At 54.5% G+C, this 16,333-nt stretch carries 17 protein-coding genes; 8 read left to right on the top strand and 9 right to left on the bottom strand.

Going from position 1 to position 16,333, the window contains the following annotated elements:
• Positions 1 to 205: 205 nt before the first annotated feature.
• From ABYV26_RS07960 to uxx1, 7 genes are all read right to left on the bottom strand, one after another.
• The gene (locus ABYV26_RS07960) at positions 206 to 1,300 is read right to left on the bottom strand and encodes a branched-chain amino acid ABC transporter permease (RefSeq protein WP_372679840.1); all 1,095 of its coding nucleotides are present in this window, start codon (positions 1,298 to 1,300) and stop codon (positions 206 to 208) included.
• A 3-nt stretch (positions 1,301 to 1,303) separates the two neighbouring features.
• Complete coding sequence (locus ABYV26_RS07955) at positions 1,304 to 2,197, bottom strand: branched-chain amino acid ABC transporter permease (protein ID WP_372679838.1); 894 nt, start codon at positions 2,195 to 2,197, stop codon at positions 1,304 to 1,306.
• On the bottom strand, positions 2,197 to 4,128 hold the full coding sequence (locus ABYV26_RS07950; RefSeq protein ID WP_372679836.1) for an AMP-binding protein: 1,932 nt from the start codon (positions 4,126 to 4,128) through the stop codon (positions 2,197 to 2,199). The genes ABYV26_RS07955 and ABYV26_RS07950 overlap by 1 nt, the downstream gene beginning before the upstream one ends.
• Positions 4,129 to 4,890: an ABC transporter ATP-binding protein gene (locus ABYV26_RS07945; protein ID WP_372679834.1), complete on the bottom strand. Its 762-nt coding sequence runs from the start codon at positions 4,888 to 4,890 to the stop codon at positions 4,129 to 4,131.
• 298 nt (positions 4,891 to 5,188) lie between these two features.
• Entirely contained in the window at positions 5,189 to 6,730 is a 1,542-nt protein-coding gene (locus ABYV26_RS07940) for a PAS domain S-box protein (RefSeq protein WP_372679832.1), read from the bottom strand.
• 31 nt (positions 6,731 to 6,761) lie between these two features.
• Positions 6,762 to 7,412 (bottom strand): TIGR00730 family Rossman fold protein, encoded by a 651-nt coding sequence (locus ABYV26_RS07935; RefSeq protein WP_372679830.1) that lies wholly within the window; start codon positions 7,410 to 7,412, stop codon positions 6,762 to 6,764.
• Positions 7,413 to 7,748: 336 nt separating this feature from the next.
• On the bottom strand, positions 7,749 to 7,967 hold the full coding sequence (gene uxx1 / locus ABYV26_RS07930; protein ID WP_372679828.1) for a UXX-star selenoprotein family 1: 219 nt from the start codon (positions 7,965 to 7,967) through the stop codon (positions 7,749 to 7,751).
• Between the two features lie 299 nt (positions 7,968 to 8,266).
• Here uxx1 and ABYV26_RS07925 point away from each other — a divergent pair, with 299 nt between their 5' ends.
• From ABYV26_RS07925 to rsmA, 5 genes are read left to right on the top strand one after another with little or no spacing between them, the layout of a single operon-like run.
• Positions 8,267 to 8,539 (top strand): HPr family phosphocarrier protein, encoded by a 273-nt coding sequence (locus ABYV26_RS07925; protein ID WP_372679826.1) that lies wholly within the window; start codon positions 8,267 to 8,269, stop codon positions 8,537 to 8,539.
• 6 nt (positions 8,540 to 8,545) lie between these two features.
• Positions 8,546 to 10,324 (top strand): phosphoenolpyruvate--protein phosphotransferase, encoded by a 1,779-nt coding sequence (gene ptsP / locus ABYV26_RS07920; protein ID WP_372679825.1) that lies wholly within the window; start codon positions 8,546 to 8,548, stop codon positions 10,322 to 10,324.
• A 4-nt stretch (positions 10,325 to 10,328) separates the two neighbouring features.
• Entirely contained in the window at positions 10,329 to 10,790 is a 462-nt protein-coding gene (smpB, locus tag ABYV26_RS07915) for an SsrA-binding protein SmpB (RefSeq protein ID WP_372679824.1), read from the top strand.
• Positions 10,787 to 11,386: a DUF2062 domain-containing protein gene (locus ABYV26_RS07910; protein WP_372679822.1), complete on the top strand. Its 600-nt coding sequence runs from the start codon at positions 10,787 to 10,789 to the stop codon at positions 11,384 to 11,386. The genes smpB and ABYV26_RS07910 overlap by 4 nt, the downstream gene beginning before the upstream one ends.
• On the top strand, positions 11,383 to 12,255 hold the full coding sequence (gene rsmA, locus ABYV26_RS07905) for a 16S rRNA (adenine(1518)-N(6)/adenine(1519)-N(6))-dimethyltransferase RsmA (protein ID WP_372679820.1): 873 nt from the start codon (positions 11,383 to 11,385) through the stop codon (positions 12,253 to 12,255). Before ABYV26_RS07910 ends, rsmA begins: the two co-directional genes overlap by 4 nt.
• 66 nt (positions 12,256 to 12,321) lie before the next feature.
• On the opposite strand, the gene rrtA is transcribed toward rsmA, so the two are convergent.
• Together rrtA and rhlP are read right to left on the bottom strand one after the other, a co-directional pair.
• Positions 12,322 to 12,954, bottom strand: coding sequence for a rhombosortase (gene rrtA / locus ABYV26_RS07900; RefSeq protein ID WP_372679818.1), 633 nt, complete (start codon positions 12,952 to 12,954; stop codon positions 12,322 to 12,324).
• Positions 12,912 to 13,400 carry a rhombotarget lipoprotein gene (gene rhlP / locus ABYV26_RS07895; protein WP_372679817.1) on the bottom strand — a complete coding sequence of 163 codons (489 nt, stop codon included), beginning with the start codon at positions 13,398 to 13,400 and terminating at the stop codon, positions 12,912 to 12,914. The genes rrtA and rhlP overlap by 43 nt, the downstream gene beginning before the upstream one ends.
• Positions 13,401 to 13,563: 163 nt before the next feature.
• On the opposite strand from rhlP, the gene ABYV26_RS07890 reads away from it, so the two are divergent.
• From ABYV26_RS07890 to ABYV26_RS07880, 3 genes are read left to right on the top strand one after another with little or no spacing between them, the layout of a single operon-like run.
• Positions 13,564 to 14,586, top strand: coding sequence for an ATP-binding cassette domain-containing protein (locus ABYV26_RS07890; protein WP_372679816.1), 1,023 nt, complete (start codon positions 13,564 to 13,566; stop codon positions 14,584 to 14,586).
• On the top strand, positions 14,576 to 15,364 hold the full coding sequence (locus tag ABYV26_RS07885) for an ABC transporter permease (protein ID WP_372679814.1): 789 nt from the start codon (positions 14,576 to 14,578) through the stop codon (positions 15,362 to 15,364). The genes ABYV26_RS07890 and ABYV26_RS07885 overlap by 11 nt, the downstream gene beginning before the upstream one ends.
• Before the next feature lie 21 nt (positions 15,365 to 15,385).
• On the top strand, positions 15,386 to 16,171 hold the full coding sequence (locus tag ABYV26_RS07880; protein ID WP_372679813.1) for an ABC transporter permease: 786 nt from the start codon (positions 15,386 to 15,388) through the stop codon (positions 16,169 to 16,171).
• Positions 16,172 to 16,333 lie beyond the last annotated feature (162 nt).

The raw sequence follows: 16,333 nt of genomic DNA, 5'->3' as shown, positions 1-16,333 counted from the left end.
TCGCCGGCATCAGAGGTCGGTCCGGTAATGGCCAGGGAGAGGCCCAGTTTGTATGTCTCGGCTTGAACCTGAACGGTAAACGCAAAGAGAACGATAAGTGTAAGCGATAAAACAATGGTCATCCTTTTCCTGTTTTTCATGACTCCCCCTCTTTAGTTGGTTGGGTGTTATTTGTGGGCCGAACAAAATGGCCAATCCCGGCGGCTCAGTACCGGAATGGCCACAGTTTGGTATAAGAGCGTGCGATGCGCCACCAGTTTGCGATCCCCCTCGGTTCAAACATCAAGAACAGGACGATTACCAGGCCAAAAGAAAAAGGTTTTAAAGCGGTGGCGAGATTCCAGTCTGACGGCAATATCTGGCCGGCGTGCTCGGCAAGGGTTTCCACCTGGAGTTCGAGGGCGATGATCGCGGTCGGGCCCCAGAAAGATCCGCTGAGTGTCCCCAGACCGCCCACGATGGCAATGGCCAGATAGGTGATCGAGTGATGCAGGGTAAAGGATTCAAAACCCACACCCCGGTAGACGTATGCGTGAAGGGCGCCGGCGACACCGGCAAAAAAACCGGCCAGACCGAAGGCATATACTTTGGTTAGACCGGGATGCATTCCCATGGCGTCGGCGGCCCGGTCATTGTCCCGGACCGCGCTCAAGCAGCGCCCGTAGCGTGTTCTCAGGAGATTTCGCACCATGAACCCCGAAAGCACCACCACCACAAGCAGCACATAATACCAGAAGAGGTAGTGCTCATCTCTGGCCAATTTCCCGGTAAACCAATACACCCGGCTGATGGGGATGGTTTGCCCCTGGTTAAAAAATTCCAGAAAATTGATCGTCCACGAAAAAATCATCTGGAAGCTCAGGGTGGCGATGGCCAGGTAGAGATGTTTCAGACGCATGGCCGGAAGCCCGACGATGGCCCCGAAGATCGCACCCATCAACCCGGAAAGAACAATCATCAGCGGCCAGGCATGCGTGATAATCACATGACTGTCACCCAGGGTCCTTGAAATAGAGGCTAGGGTATAGGCCCCGATGCCCATAAAGGCGGCATGCCCGATGGATATCAGGCCGGCGAAACCGGTGACGATGTTCAGGCCGATGATCGCCACCATGGCAATCAGGATGTTGTCCAAAACCAGCATGTATTTGTTGCTCAGGGAAAAAAGCAACGGCCAGGCAAAAAGCACAAAGAGGAACAGGATGAGGATGGTCCGGTCCAAGTGGGTAAAGAATATTCGCTGTTCGTCCTGGTAATCGGTAAAGTAGTTGCCGGTGGCTAACCAACGATTGGTTGACATGATTTATACCCGTTCAATTTCATGGATGCCGAAAAGTCCGTGGGGCTTGAAAAGCAGGATGATTAACAAAATGATATAGGGCAGCACTTCCGCGGTGCCGTTGAGCCCCCAGTTGCCGTCCAGGTATCCACTGGCGAACTGCTGGATGATGCCCATGATGACGCCGGCCACTACCGCGCCTAAAATGGAATCCAGTCCGCCCAGAATAACCACCGGAAAAACGGTTATGCCAAAGGCTTGCAGCGTCTCAAAATTGAGACCGGTTATATTTCCTATGATGACGCCTGCAGCGGCGGCGCTCAACCCGGCCGTGGCCCATGCGAGGCCGAACACCCGGGGCACGGAAATGCCCACGGACATGGAGGCGAACTGATCGTCCGATACCGCCCGCATGGAGATGCCCACCGTTGATTTCTTAAAAAACCATGAGAACCCCCCGATCATCACAGCGGTCACGATGACGCCCACCAGCTGGGTCCAGGAGATGGACACGCCGCCGAAGGATATCAGGGTACGGGGTAAAAATCTGGGAAAAGAGAAGTTTACCGATCCAAAGGGGGTCAGAAAAATCAACCCATCGAGGATGGACATCAGGCCGATCGTTACCATGATGACAGAGATGATCGGCTCTCCGATCAACCGGCGTAAAAATATCCGCTCCACGCTCATGGCCAGGAAGAAAGTAATCACCATGCTCAGGAAAAAGGAGATATAAATCGGAATCCCCGCCATACCGGTCAATGCATAGGCGATAAATGCACCGGCGGCAATAATTTGCCCGTGGGCGATATTGAGCACCTTGCTCGATTTATAGATCAGGACAAATCCGAGTGCCGCCAAGGCATAAATGGAGCCCACCACGATGCCGCTGACCACCAGTTGAAAAAAGTAACTCATCAGAACCCTTCCATGGTATAAAATGAAATCTTGGTTTTCACCGTGGTTGATTGTCCGTCCTGGTACTGGAAGAAGGCCTCGACCTCCTTTTCGCTGATGTTTTCATCGTACAGGGCATCGTAAAGGTTCTGGTATTTCTCCCGCACGAATTTCCTGCGAATTTTTCCCGTTTTGGTCAATTCACCGTCATCCATGTCCAGCAGTTTGTATAAAATGGCAAACCGTTTGATCTTGAAGTGCTCTTTTTCTGCCCGTGAATTGATGTCGGCCACCTGTTCCTTGATCAGCCCGGCCACTTCGGGTTTGGCCGACAGATCCATGAACGTGGTGTAGGAGATACCCCGGTCTTCGGCCCATTTGCCCACCACGATGGGGTCGATGTTGATCAGGGCGGCCACGTAGTCACGCTTGTCTCCGAAGATCACCGCCTCTTTGATATAGGGGCTGAACTTGAGCTTGTTCTCCAGGAACATGGGACTGAACATCTCACCATTGGCATTGTGCATCACGTCGGCCAGGCGGTCGATGACCACCAGGTGACCGTGTTCGTCGATGTAACCGGCATCGCCGGAGTGCAGCCAGCCGCCTTCCAGCAACTCTGCCGTCTTGTCAGGCAGTTTGTAGTAGCCGGGCGTCACCGAGGGTGACCGGGAAAGGATTTCGCCTTCCTCTGAAATCTTGCATTCGGTGTTGGGAAGCGGTTTGCCGACCGTATCGGGCCGCACGTCGCCGTCCCTGTGCATGTAGGCGATGCCCACGATTTCGGTCTGGCCGTAGATCTGCTTCAGGTTGACCCCGATGGCCTGGTAAAAGGTAAACAGTTCGGGCCCCAGGGCGGCGCCGCCGGTGTAGGCCCGGCGCAGGCGCAGCAGGCCAATTTGGTTGATTAGGGGCCGGAACATGATCTGGTAACCCAGCCAGGCCTTGAATCTCAGGCCGGGCGGCATGGATTTGCCCGACATGCGGTAGCCGGCCGCCTTTTCACCGATTTTGATGAAATAATTGTAGAGTTTTCGGTTGAGCCAATAGGATTCATCGATTTTAAGCCAGATCTGGGAGCGGATGGTCTCATATATCCGGGGTGCCCCGAACATGAAATGGGGGCCGATCTCCTTGAGGTCGTCCATGGCCGTTTCCACCGATTCGGGAAAATTGATGGTGATCCCGGTGGCCATGGCCACACCAAACGAGTTCATCTGCTCGCCGATCCAGGCAAAGGGCAGGAAGGAGAGATATTCGTCGGTATCCGCCAGAGGGTCGGCTTCGGTGAGCTGCAATCCCATGCTGATAAAGTTCTTGTGAGTCAGCATGGTCCCCTTGGACAGACCGGTGGTGCCGGAGGTCAGGCAGAGGTGGCAGACCTGGTCGGCGGTGCCTTGGTCTAACAGGGATTCATAAAGTTCCGGATTTTCGGCGTGGACCTCATCGCCGAGCCGGTAGAGATCTTCGATGAAGACGAACCAGTCATCGGACCGGTAGCCGCGCATGCCGCGGGGGTCCTCGTAGATGACATGCCTGACGCCCGGGACCCGCTTGCGGATCTCTACAATTTTGTCAACCTGCTCCTGGTTATCGCAAAAGACCATGGTGACATTCATGTATACCAGCAGTTGAGCGATCTCTTCAGGCATGGTGGTCTGGTAGATGGCTGCGGAGATGCCGCCTACTGCTTGTGCGCCAATGGCGGTGAAGAGCATTTCCGGAATGTTGTCGCCGATCAAGGCGATGGTGTCGCCTTTTTCCAAGCCGAGTTTTTGTAGGCCCAATCCTGTCTTGCGAACCAAATGGTAATATTCATTCCAGGTGTAGGAGTTCCAGCGGCCAAATTCTTTTTCCCGCAAGGCGACTTTATCCCCGGTGCTTTCAACGCGCCAGCGCAGCAATTGTGGAATGGTCAGTGACTGAAGGTGTTGCGTATCTGTCGTGTCCAATTAATCTTCTCCGATGTAAGCCTCGATAACCTTTTCGTTAGCAGCCACTTCCTCAGGTGTCCCCGATCCGATGACTTCCCCGAAGTCAAGCACATGGATGCGATCGGAAATATCCATGACCACACCCAGATCATGTTCAACCAGAATGATTGTTTTCTTTTGCTCCTTTTTTATGTCCATGACGAATCTTACGATATCTTCTTTTTCTTCGATATTCATGCCCGCCATGGGCTCGTCAAGCAGCAGCAGTTGGGGATTCAGCGTGAGCGCCCTGGCGACCTCGACGCGTTTCTGGATGCCGTAGGCCAGATTGCCCACCGTGCTTTTGCGGTAGGGCTCGAGCTCCATGAAGTCGATGATATCTTCCACGTAGGCGCGGTTTTCGGCCTCCTGCCGCGATGTTTTGCCGACGTAGATCATGGCCTGGAGAAAATTGTATTTCAGGTTGGTATGGCGGGCCAGCATCAGGTTGTCGAGGACCGACAAGCCTCTAAACAGCTCTAAATTCTGAAACGCCCGGGCGATGCCCAGTTTGGTCACCTGGTGGGGAAGCGCACGGGTCAGGCGTTTGTCCCCGTATTTGATCTCTCCTGTGGTCGGGTGATAAAATCCGGAGATGCAGTTCAGAATACTGGTTTTTCCGGCACCGTTGGGACCGATGATGGAGGTGATCAATCCCGGTTCGATGGTCATGGTTACATCGGAAAGCGCGTTCAGTCCGCCGAAAGTAAGCGTAACGTTCTCAATGGATAAGGTGGTCATATAAGCTCAACCTGATGTGGGTGACAGCTCAACATGTTGCCGGGTTCAGGGTCTACCATAATAGCGCGACAGATAAAAATAGCGTCCTTAATATTTCACTCGATAATTAAAAAAATAAATTACATTCATATTATTTTAAAAAACTATCTTATCTTCAATTATTATATTAAAATCAATCTATTGGGTTTAAAGCGGCACAGATTTAAGGTGGTGTACGGGTCATTCAAGGGCCATTATCGTTTTAACATGCAAGAATGTCAAGTTGATAAAATAGCAGGTAAATAGCGGGCAATAACCGCTAATCATCATAGGAGAGCAGATGGGTTCTGAGGTTTATTTTTTTATTTCGCAGGCCCAGTTTGGTGCGGATGTTGTGGCGATGGAATAAAACCGTATTTTTTGAAATCAGCAGCAATTCGGCGATCTCCTTGTTGGTTTTGCCCTCCTTGATCAGGTTGGCCACCCGGATTTCGGTGGGTGTGAAGTTGAAATATCGAGAAGATAGCTTGCTGATAAAAGGGGAGATGATATTGTCCAGGTTGGACTGCAGGATTTCAAGCATGGTCGCCTGGTGAGGCTCCAGGTGTCCTCTTTTCAGACGGAGCAGATAGGGAGATACCAGTTCCTTGACATTGGAAAGAACGTTTTCCTGCACTTCACGTTTGTCCTCCTCCCGCTTTTTGAGCAGCACCTGCAGCGCGGTGTTGACCTCTTCCAAATAACTGGATTGGGCCCTCAATGCCGATTCCGCCCGCTTGCGCTCTTCGATCTGCTGCTTCAGCCGGCGGTTGGTGTCGGCCAGCTCCGCGGTTCGCTCCTGGACCAGCTCTTCCAACTGGTCGTGGTATTGCTGAAGGGCTTCTTCCGCCTTTTTGCGGGCGCTGATATCCCGCAGGGTAACGATATTGCCCACCGGCCGTCCGTTTTGATTTTGAAACAGGGTCGAGCTGATTTGAACGTCCAGCACCCGACCATCCTTGGCTAGCCGCTTGGTTTCGAACATGGTGATTTTGCGACCGCTCAGCATTTCGTCGATGGCGGCTTTGGTCTCCGGCCAGCACTCTTCAGGGACGAAATCAATCTGTTTGCCCAGCAGTTCGTGGCGGGATAGACCGAAGGTCTGTTCGAAAGCCGGGTTGACGTAGGTGGCAACCCCTTTCATGTTGTAGGCGACAATGGGATCCGGGGAAGACTCCAGGAAAGAACGATAGCGCTGTTCGCTCTCACGAATCCGGGCCTCGGCTTTTTTTCGTTCGGCCAGTTCGCGGGTGACCTTGCTGTACAGGGTGGCCTTTTCCAGTGCCAGCAGCGCCAAGGCGGCAAAGCGTTCAAGGAGAATGACATCTTCTTGGTCGAAGCGCTTTTCCGGATCCACATGGGCCAGACCGATGACGCCCTGAACCTGACTGTCGGATTTCAGCGGAATCCCCACGATGCAGTGCAGGCCGTCAAGGGCCGGATCCTCCAGCCGCCCTGACCAGTTGCTGTAGTCCGCGACGAGCACGGGTTCCTCCGTCTGCCAGACGCACCCGCCCATGCCTTCGCCCTTGCGGACCGACCGGCCCAACTGCTCGGCAAAAAAACCCTTGCCCACGCGCATCTGCATGGTCTGTGCGTCCGGTTCCAACAGATAGATGTAGCAATGCTGGGTGCCGGTCAAGGCGGCTGCGCGCTCGATAATGGTCTCGAGCAATTCTTCCTTGTCGATTTTATCCAGAAGGCCCAAGGCGGTTTCGTGAAGGGCCCGCAGAGATGCATTTTGGCGCTGGACAGTCGGATCTGAAGGATTCGTGGACATGGCGTTTGCCGATGCTGAACCCTGCTGTGCTGACTTAGACATAGTCACACTTGCTGATCAAGAGAGGCGGTCGTCAGACGACGAGGATTTTGCGGACTGTGCCAACGATCGCTTCAGGGTCATCCAATACTTGAATGATATCCATGTCCTTGGGAGAAATGAACGATTGGGCCAGCAGCTGGCTGCGGATCCACTCCAGCAATCCGCCCCAATAGTCGGTTCCCACCATGATGATGGGAAAGGGTCGGATTCGACGGGTCTGCACCAGGGTCATCACTTCGAATAATTCATCCATGGTGCCGAATCCGCCGGGCATGATCACGTAGGCAGCGGCATATTTGATGAACATGACCTTGCGGATGAAAAAATACTTGAATTCCATTTGGATCGTTGCATACGGGTTGGGCTTCTGTTCAAAGGGAAGCCGGATGTTCAGGCCCACCGACGTGCCGCCGGCTTCGGCGGCGCCTTTGTTGGCCGCCTCCATGATCCCTCCGCCCCCGCCGGTGATTATCCCGAAACCGTTTTTAACGAAAAGGGCGGCGATGGCCTCCGCTTTTTTATATTGCGGATCGTCAGGTTTGGTTCTTGCGGATCCGAAAATGCTGACTGCGGGACCCAGGTCGTGAAGGCCCTCTACGCCTTCCACAAATTCACCCATGATCTTAAAAAGCCGCCAGGATTCTCCCAGCTTCAGATCGTCGATTAAAAACTGCTTCTCCATTCAGGGCCTCTTTTCCCAGCCAACATTCGATGGTGCACATTCATTGGTCCATCCATCGATGAAACGACCTGATACAAACAAATCAAAAATAACAAATTACAATCACCAAATATCCAATACATCCCAAAAAGTTAAATCACAAATAGGGCCAACTAAAATAGTGGTTTGGAATTTCGAATTTGAGTGATTGTTATTTATCTGTGATTTGGTTTTTGGCTATTGTTGTTTTGCTTTTTGTCTTTACCAAATTTAAAATTAGAGACAGGAATTTAATGATTTACATACTGAACCACAAGCATATCGAGGGACGGCCTCCAGCCGCCAGGTTCACACCGCTCACCCTTTTCCCTGGAAACCCACGGTTACCCGTTCGCCTTCGACAATGACGGGGACTTTTCGCTGGCCATTGGAGAGCGCCAGCATTTTTTCCATTGCGAGGGGATCATCGATTACACTGACGTATTCAACCGATCTGTTTTCGCTTGCGTAGGCCTCACGGGCCGCCGATGTATGGGGTCACGAGTTTTTGCCGAAGATCGTCACCTTTGCAGTCATGGCTATCTCCCATGGTTTCACTTTGGTATGGCTGTCGGTGATAGGTGCGAATTTTACCCGGATCGAATGGAAATCAACATATCCTCAAGGGCTGGTATTGTCAATGTTTACACATTGACATCGGTTTCGGTGGTTGATAGATAATTTAGGTTTGAATAAAGGGATGATTCCCTTTTTTTGTTGGTGGGAGATCTGACTGGCCGGTTAAACAGAAACGGCCCAGGTTGCCTTAACAGCCTGTTAATTGAGATCTAGTCGGCGCAGCCGCCACCAGAATACCGGCAGAATTCAGGGACGACATGAAAACGGCCCAATCCCGAACCCTTCGGATCGTCAATGATCTCGGATTGCATGCGAGATCCGCCGCCAAGCTGGCCAAACTGGCTGGAGAAGCCAAAGGGGGGGTATGGATCATGAAAAACGGCAACACGGCAGACGCCACATCCATACTGGACATCCTGACACTTGCCTGCCCCGCGGGCACGGAGATCACCGTCAGCATCGACGATGACGCCGATCTGAATACCCTGGAACGCATCGCGACACTGGTTCGATCCGGGTTTGGAGAATAACGGTTCATGGAAAATCAGGAACACCAGGAAATCATTCTCAAGGGCATCGGCGGATCCCCTGGCATATGCATCGGTAAAGCCTACCTGGTGGACAAAGAGGGTGTGGATGTCATCAAAAAGTATGTGATCCCTGAGGAATCGCGATCTGCAGAAGTGGGCCGCTTCAAGACGGCGGTAAAAAAAGCGCGGACTGCGCTGCGTCGCATCATCGACACCGTTCCCGAGGAGCTTCGTCAGCATACCCAGATTTTAGAGACCCACATGCTGCTGCTGGAAGACAAGATGCTCTATGATCGGACGATCGACGTCATCGAGAAGGAGCGGGTCAACGCAGAATGGGCCCTTAAAAAGGTAGTTTCCCTGGTCAAACCGATCTTCGAGAACATGTCCGATGACTATCTCAAACAGCGGGCGGAGGATATCACTCATGTGTCGGACCGCATCATGGAAAACCTGGTCGGTGCAGATCAGGTGGATATTGGGCGAATCGACAAGCGGGTGATTTTAGTGGCCCGGGACCTTTCTCCGGCGGAGACCAGCCAGATTCAGCTGGAGCGGATCAAGGGATTTGTCACCAACCGCGGCGGTCGGGCTTCCCACACCAGCATCATCGCCCGGACGCTTGAAATTCCCGCCGTATTAGGGGTGGGCAACGCCACGCTGAAAATTAAAAATGACGATATTATCATCGTGGACGGCGAGACCGGCATCGTCGTGGTCAACCCCACCGAGCAGACGCTGCTGGAAACCGAGGAGCGCAGAGAGCAGTACGAAATTCAAAAAGCGCTGATGGCCAGAAAAAGCCATCTGCCCGCCCAGACCAGGGACGGCGTCCGCATCTCGGTCATGGGCAACATCGAACTTCCCGAAGAGGTGGTTTCCGTGCTGGATCACGGCGGCGACGGCATCGGTTTGTACCGGACCGAATTTCAATATCTCAGCCGTCCGGATTTTCCCACCGAAGAGATGCTGTTCGACAACTACAAAGGCGTGGTCGACGTGATGGGCGCTCGGCCGGTGACCATCCGGACCCTTGACATCAACGGCGACAAAGCGGTGAATTATGTCCGGGACAGCCACGAACTCAACCCGGCGCTGGGTCTCCGGGCCATCCGCTACTGCCTTCAAAAGCCAGAAATATTCAAAACCCAGCTTCGGGCTATCCTGCGGGCTGCGGCCTTCGGGGAGGTTCGCATTCTCGTTCCCATGATTTCAGGGATTGAAGAGGTCGAACAAACCATCGATCTGCTGGACGAGGCCGCCCAATGCCTGGAGCAGCAGGGGGTTGCTCACAAACGGGATATTCCCTTGGGAATTATGATCGAAGTCCCATCGGCAGTGGTTACCGCCGACATTCTGGCTGAAAAGGTTGATTTTTTCAGCATCGGTACCAACGACCTGATCCAATACACCCTGGCCATCGACCGGGGCAACCGGCATGTGGCCCACCTTCATCAGCCGCTGCATCCGGCCATACTCCGTATGATCAAGCGAACCTGCGATGTGGGCCGGGAAAAAGGCATCAAGACCTACATGTGTGGTGAGATGGCCGGAGATCCGCTTTTTGCCCCCATTTTACTGGGGCTGGGGGTGCACGAACTGAGCATGAACCCCCAGGCTATCCCCCTGGTGAAGAACGCCATCCGCTCAATCAATACTGCCGATCTGCGTGATTTTATGGATGCGCTGATGCGCAAGACGACCGCTGACGAGGTTCGGGTGCTGGTGGAGCGACACTTCGGTAGCGTCGTTTCACCAATCGAGCCCGAACAACAGGAGCAGTAATTCCGTGGAAAAGCAACCGATCAAAATCGTGGCGGAGAACCGCAAGGCCCGACACGATTACCTCATCGAGGACAAATATGAAGCCGGGATCGTGCTGGCCGGCACCGAGGTTAAATCCCTGCGGATGGGCAAGGCCAATCTCAAGGATTCCTACGCTCGCATCAAGAACGGCGAGGTTTTCGTCTACCAGATGCATATCGGCGCCTACCCCTTCGCCTACTTCGACAACCACGATCCCCTGCGCCCCAGAAAACTTTTGCTGCACCACTACGAAATAAAAAAGCTTTATGGCAAGGTCAACGAAAAGGGGTACTCGCTCATCCCGTTGAGGCTGTATTTTAAAGAAGGCAAGGCCAAACTCAGCCTTGCCTTGGCCAGGGGCAAGCAGAGTCACGACAAACGTGAAACCATCCGGCGCCGCGACCAGAAACGAGAGCTGGATCGGGAACGAAAAAATAACCGATGATTCTTGAAGCAGGCACATACCCCGCCCCGCTGTTCGGGGTGATCCGGGCCTTAGATCCTGAGACGGTTGCCAGTACCATGAATTCAACGCACCACCGATACAAGAGAAAACCGCCTGTGTTCACGGGCCCCCGGGAACGCTTCAGCCAGATGCTGGTCCGCATGCGTCAACTGGAGGGCAACCCCCACTTTATCGCCTTGGGCATGGCGGTGGGTATTTTCGTGTCCATCACGCCGATCATTCCTATGCAGACCATCGTTGCCATTGCCCTGGCCTTTCTGGTTCGGGGAAGCAAATCAGCGGCAGTGCTGGGCACATGGCTGAGCAACCCGCTTACCATCCCCGTGGTGTATTATGCCAACTACAAGCTGGGGTGTATGCTCTTGGGATACCAGAAAACGCTGGACAGCATCGCCTTTGACTCATTCTCCCAGCTGATGGACCTGGGGCTGGAGGTCACCTGGGCCATGATCGTCGGCGGGGTGGTCATCGGGGCAGTTTTTGGTGCAGCGGCTTATTTCATCACCTTTCGCGTATTCATCATCATCCGACGACGGGCCCGGCAGATCGATACCGATTCAAGGCCGCGGCCATGACATCGCCGCGGGCGCTGCTGACCGCCTGGAACATCCAGGCCAGGAAGCAGCTGGGTCAGAATTTTCTCAACGACCCCAACGTGGCCCGGGCCATCGTGAACAAAGCCGGTATCGCCGGCAACGATGTCGTGCTGGAGGTCGGTCCCGGCCTGGGGGCCATGACCATTCCCGCGGCGGCGGCCGCCAGCCGGGTGATTGCCGTGGACAAGGACGGCCGGATCATCGATCTGCTCCGGACGGAACTGCTGGCTGCCGGCATCGAAAACGTCGAGATTCGGGAGGCTGACATTCTGCGGGTGGACCTGGAAGCGATCGCCCGCGAAGCCGGCCGGTCATTGGTGGTATTGGGCAACCTTCCTTACAATATTTCATCCCAGGTGGTCGTCCAATTGATCCAGGCCAGAAGACGAGTCGACCGGGCGGTGCTCATGCTGCAGAAAGAGATGGCCCTTCGAATCTGCGCAGGTCCCGGATCCAAGGACTACGGCCGGCTGTCCGTCATGCTGGGGTATTGTGCGTATACGCAGGTGCTGATGCAGGTGCGCGCACCTTTGTTTTTCCCCGCACCCAAGGTGGATTCGACCGTGATCGGCATCCGGTTCACCTCTCCACCACCCTTTCCGGCCGATGACGAAGCCCTTCTTTTTCGCGTGGTCAAGGCAGCCTTCGGCAAGCGGCGCAAAACCCTGAGAAACGCGCTGTCCCAAAGTGACCTGAATCTTGCACCCTCCGCCTGCGAGCAAGTTCTTGAGAAGGCGCGGATCGATCCCATGCGGCGGGCGGAGAGTCTTTCCGTGGCGGAATTTGTCCGCTTGAGCAACGAGATCGGTACCTATCGGAAAATTATCGATGGCTGTGCCGATGCATGAAGTGATTTTGCAGCATCGGAATTGGGCTATCTGCTGTGGGGGCTGCTCGGCACTAAGTTTATACCTTCAGTCACGCCGAACACACAGGTCCTTGTCGTTCAGCGTCCGGTGGGGCGCAACCTTGGGCCAAGACCAAATAATAGCCGCTAATGCAGCTAAATATCCGAAGACATGTACCGAAGGCAGCACGCGAAATGGCACTTTACCCGTCTGCACGAAAATAGGGGTGCCAATGGTAGCCTCTACAATAATCTTCGTACCCATGCTTAACAAGATGAGCAGCCATAGCATCCGGTTTTTTCTGGCTTTGACCGCACTACAAAGACATAAATAAGCAACTGCCCCGGTAGCTAACCCCGAGAGTCCGCCATAACGTTCAAGCTCAGGCAGTGTCAGGAGGAATATGATGCTGGGAAGGACGCTGGCAAAACAGCATACCAGCCAGAAGCTGCGAAAGCCTGCCGCAGTGATAGTGAATCCGGCAACGCTGAAAACCGCAACGTTCCAAAAAATATGGCTGGCTGAAAAATGAACCAACGGTGCGGTCAGTAGTCGCCACAGTTCTCCACCTAATATGGCCTGCCTGTCATACACGAGCAAGTCTGAAAATTGTGGAAAGCGATAAGCGATCATTGTGAGGCTGACGATGAATAGTGTCAGAATTTGTCCCTGAACCCTTCTTTCCTTCTGCTTGACCATAGTGCAAAGCCTCCAATTACAAGCAGTGTCAAAGCATACCGAGCTTCCAGACTCCCACCACCTGTGTAACCCGGTTGATGCTCAATCGCATACGATTCCGGCATTGCTTTTACCTTTTTTCTAAAACGGTCCAGCTCGAGCTGAAGGTTGGTGACCAAATTGTCGGCTGCAAGATGAAAGCCATTCAGGGAGTCAGTGCGCAACTGCTCTGACAAATTGACCAGCGTTGAGGAGCCTTTGATGCGGCTGGTACCTGGGGCGCGGAAAAGCATTTTCCTGCTGGGAATATCGTACAGTACAGCATCTACCATCGTACCGGTATCGTTTTTTTCACCCCTCACCGTATATGCACCAACGATGGTCCAATAAGATAGTGATAACATTCCTTCGTCTGTGTGTTGAACCTGATCGTAGGAGACAAGCGTGATTACATCGATACCGTACATCGTTTTAATCTGATCAAAATACCAGGATCACGAAAATCGGTTTGGCATTGACGGCAGAAGGTCAATCTGATTTGATAAAAGGCCGCTATATCCTGCCGGTCGATGTGTTGGGCCGGGCAATCCGCCTCGATTCGTCTTAACTGACCCAAACGGAACTTCTGTCTTGGCCCAAATCGATGTCCATGGCCTCGTCAAACACTATCGGGTCCACCGCAAAGCCGCCGGATTCATGGGATCGCTGCGCAGTTTCTTCCGACGCCGCTACCAGAGCGTGAAGGCTGTTGACGACATTAACTTTCAGATAGAAGCAGGCGAGGTGGTCGGCTTTTTAGGGCCCAACGGGGCCGGCAAGACCACGACCCTGAAGGTGCTTTCCGGACTATTGCATCCGACCGCCGGCAGGGCGCGCATCCTCGGCTTCACCCCCCACGAGCGCAAATCACCGTTCCTCAAGCAGATCACCCTGGTCATGGGGCAGAAAAATCAGCTTAACTGGGACCTCCCTGCCATGGAAAGCTTTATCGTCAACCAGGCCATCTACGACATCCCCGCCGACGTCTTCCGCCAGACGCTGACCGAACTGACCGAACTGCTCGACCTCGAACCGCTGATCGACAAACAGGTGCGCAAGCTCTCGCTGGGCGAGCGCATGAAATGTGAACTGGCGGCGGCCCTGCTGCATCACCCCCGGGTCCTGTTTTTAGACGAGCCGACCATCGGGTTGGACGTCGTCATGCAGACGCGCATCCGCCAGTTCGTGGCTGAATACAACCGCCGCCACGGGGCCACGGTGATCCTGACCAGCCATTACATGGCGGACGTGACCGCCCTGTGCAAACGGGTGCTCGTCATCGACCATGGGAAATTGATCTATGACGGCGATCTGCGGGCCATGATCGCCCGGTTGGCCCCCTACAAAGTCCTCAAGCTGCTTCTGCGCCATCCGGTGTCCTGCGAGGCGCTGTCATCCTACGGACAGGTGGTCGACTGCAACGGCTTGCGAGCGGTGATTCGGGTACCTCGCGAGACGGCCACCCGCGCAGCTGCACAACTGCTCGGTACTATCGACGCCGAAGATGTCACCATCGAGGAGCCGCCCGTGGAAGCGATTGTTTCGGATCTGTTCGATCGTGGCCAGGTTGGCGACGCACCGCCGCGGGGGGAGGGACCGGGCGATGCTTCGTAAATATTGGGTGCTGCTGAAGGTCAACTGGAGCCTGGTTCTCGAGTACCGGGCCGGCATGGTGATCTGGGTGCTGGCCAACACCTTGCCGCTGGTAATGCTTGCCGTGTGGATCTCCATCGCAGATGCGGGACCCGTGGGCAATTATGGTGCCGCTGAGTTCACGGCCTATTATTTGGCGCTGCTTTTCGTGCGCCAGATGACCTCGGTGTGGGTGGCATGGGAACTCGACTACGATATCCGCATGGGCGAGCTCTCCCCGAAACTGCTGCGCCCCATCGATCCGATCCACAACCACATGGCGCTGCACCTGGCCGATAAGATTTTCCGTCTCTTCACGGTGGTGCCCCTGATCCTGCTGGCCGCGGTGGTCGTGCCCGGCGTCGCCTATCCCACCGATCCCGTCACCGTGGCACTTTTTCTTCTCTCCACGGCATGTGCCCTGGCCATTCGCTTCATGATCCAATACAGCGTGGGATTGCTCAGTTTCTGGATCACCCAGTCGCTGGCCATCAACGAGATGCTATACGCCGGCATGGTGATGTTCGGGGGCGTCATCGCGCCCTTGGAGCTCTTTCCTCCCGCAGCAGGCCGACTGGCGGCGATGCTACCGTTTCGCTACATGCTGTCCCTGCCCGTGGAATTGCTGCTCGGACGACTCACGGGATCGGAGCGCCTGGCCGCCTTGGGTATCCAGATCCTGTGGCTGGCGGTTTGTATCGGAATCTATCGCCTGCTCTGGCGAATCGGTCTCAAACATTACAGCGCCGTCGGCGCCTGACGGAAAGAGAGATGGAGGTCGATGCGCTACCTCAGGCTGCTGAGCATCTTCTACCGCAACTCCCTTTACACCGAAATGGAGTATCGGGCCAACTTCCTTGCCAACGTCTTCACCAGCGTCTTCTGGTTGGCCTTCGCCATACTGGGCCTGAATGTTTTCTTTTATCATCGCGATCAGATCGGCGCGTGGGGCTATTACGAGGCCATGCTCGTGGTGGGCTTTTTTTCTCTTTTCAACGGCCTCATCGAAGCATTGCTGCAACCGAACATGACCCGCATTATCGAGCAGATTCGCATGGGCACTTTCGACTTCGTCCTGATCAAGCCGGTGAACAGCCAATTCATAGCCTCGCTACGGCACCTGTCCATCTGGAAACTGGCCGATGTCGCCATGGGGATAGGCATCTGTTTTTATGCTATGGCCCACCTCGCATGGGCACCGTCGATCACCGATCTGGCCGCTGCCACCGGCTTCGTTTTGTGCGGCACCGTGATCCTTTACAGCATCTGGCTGATGATGGTGACCTCGGCGTTCTGGTTTGTGCGCATCGACAACATCAGCGAACTCTTCACGGCCATATACGAAACCGGACGGTTTCCGGTCTCCGTTTACCCATCCTGGATGCGGGGCGTGCTGACGTTTGTGGTGCCCATCGCCTTTATCACCACTTTCCCGGCGGCCGCCATCCTGGGGCGTGCGAAGCCGCTGTTGCTGCCGGTGGCTTTTCTGCTGGCTGCCGGACTCTTTTGCGGCTGCGTGTGCTTCTGGCGCTTTGCGGTCCGCCGCTACAGCAGTGCAAGCAGTTGAGCCGGCAATGATATAAGATAGCGTCTTCAGGTCCTATCCGATATTGCGGGAGGCCTTTTCGATGGAATCGACGCTGATGGTGCCCGGACGGACGGTCCACCGAATATTGCGGTCATACAACCGCAGGCCGAACTCAGTTTTACTGGAACGGTTTTCCATGTA

The organism is Desulfosarcina sp. (assembly GCF_041551955.1).
Lineage (GTDB): Bacteria > Desulfobacterota > Desulfobacteria > Desulfobacterales > Desulfosarcinaceae > Desulfosarcina.
This window is presented reverse-complemented; position numbering and strand designations above follow the sequence as displayed.

Excerpts from the sequence above, each read along its gene's own strand:
- ABYV26_RS07960 (WP_372679840.1), bottom strand. The coding sequence starts at position 1,300 with ATGTCAACCAATCGTTGGTTAGCCACCGGCAACTACTTTACCGATTAC.
- ABYV26_RS07955 (WP_372679838.1), bottom strand. The coding sequence starts at position 2,197 with ATGAGTTACTTTTTTCAACTGGTGGTCAGCGGCATCGTGGTGGGCTCC.
- ABYV26_RS07945 (WP_372679834.1), bottom strand. The coding sequence starts at position 4,890 with ATGACCACCTTATCCATTGAGAACGTTACGCTTACTTTCGGCGGACTG.
- ABYV26_RS07940 (WP_372679832.1), bottom strand. The coding sequence starts at position 6,730 with ATGTCTAAGTCAGCACAGCAGGGTTCAGCATCGGCAAACGCCATGTCC.
- ABYV26_RS07935 (WP_372679830.1), bottom strand. The coding sequence starts at position 7,412 with ATGGAGAAGCAGTTTTTAATCGACGATCTGAAGCTGGGAGAATCCTGG.
- ABYV26_RS07925 (WP_372679826.1), top strand. The coding sequence starts at position 8,267 with ATGAAAACGGCCCAATCCCGAACCCTTCGGATCGTCAATGATCTCGGA.
- ptsP (WP_372679825.1), top strand. The coding sequence starts at position 8,546 with ATGGAAAATCAGGAACACCAGGAAATCATTCTCAAGGGCATCGGCGGA.
- ABYV26_RS07910 (WP_372679822.1), top strand. The coding sequence starts at position 10,787 with ATGATTCTTGAAGCAGGCACATACCCCGCCCCGCTGTTCGGGGTGATC.
- rsmA (WP_372679820.1), top strand. The coding sequence starts at position 11,383 with ATGACATCGCCGCGGGCGCTGCTGACCGCCTGGAACATCCAGGCCAGG.
- rrtA (WP_372679818.1), bottom strand. The coding sequence starts at position 12,954 with ATGGTCAAGCAGAAGGAAAGAAGGGTTCAGGGACAAATTCTGACACTA.
- rhlP (WP_372679817.1), bottom strand. The coding sequence starts at position 13,400 with ATGTACGGTATCGATGTAATCACGCTTGTCTCCTACGATCAGGTTCAA.
- ABYV26_RS07885 (WP_372679814.1), top strand. The coding sequence starts at position 14,576 with ATGCTTCGTAAATATTGGGTGCTGCTGAAGGTCAACTGGAGCCTGGTT.
- ABYV26_RS07880 (WP_372679813.1), top strand. The coding sequence starts at position 15,386 with ATGCGCTACCTCAGGCTGCTGAGCATCTTCTACCGCAACTCCCTTTAC.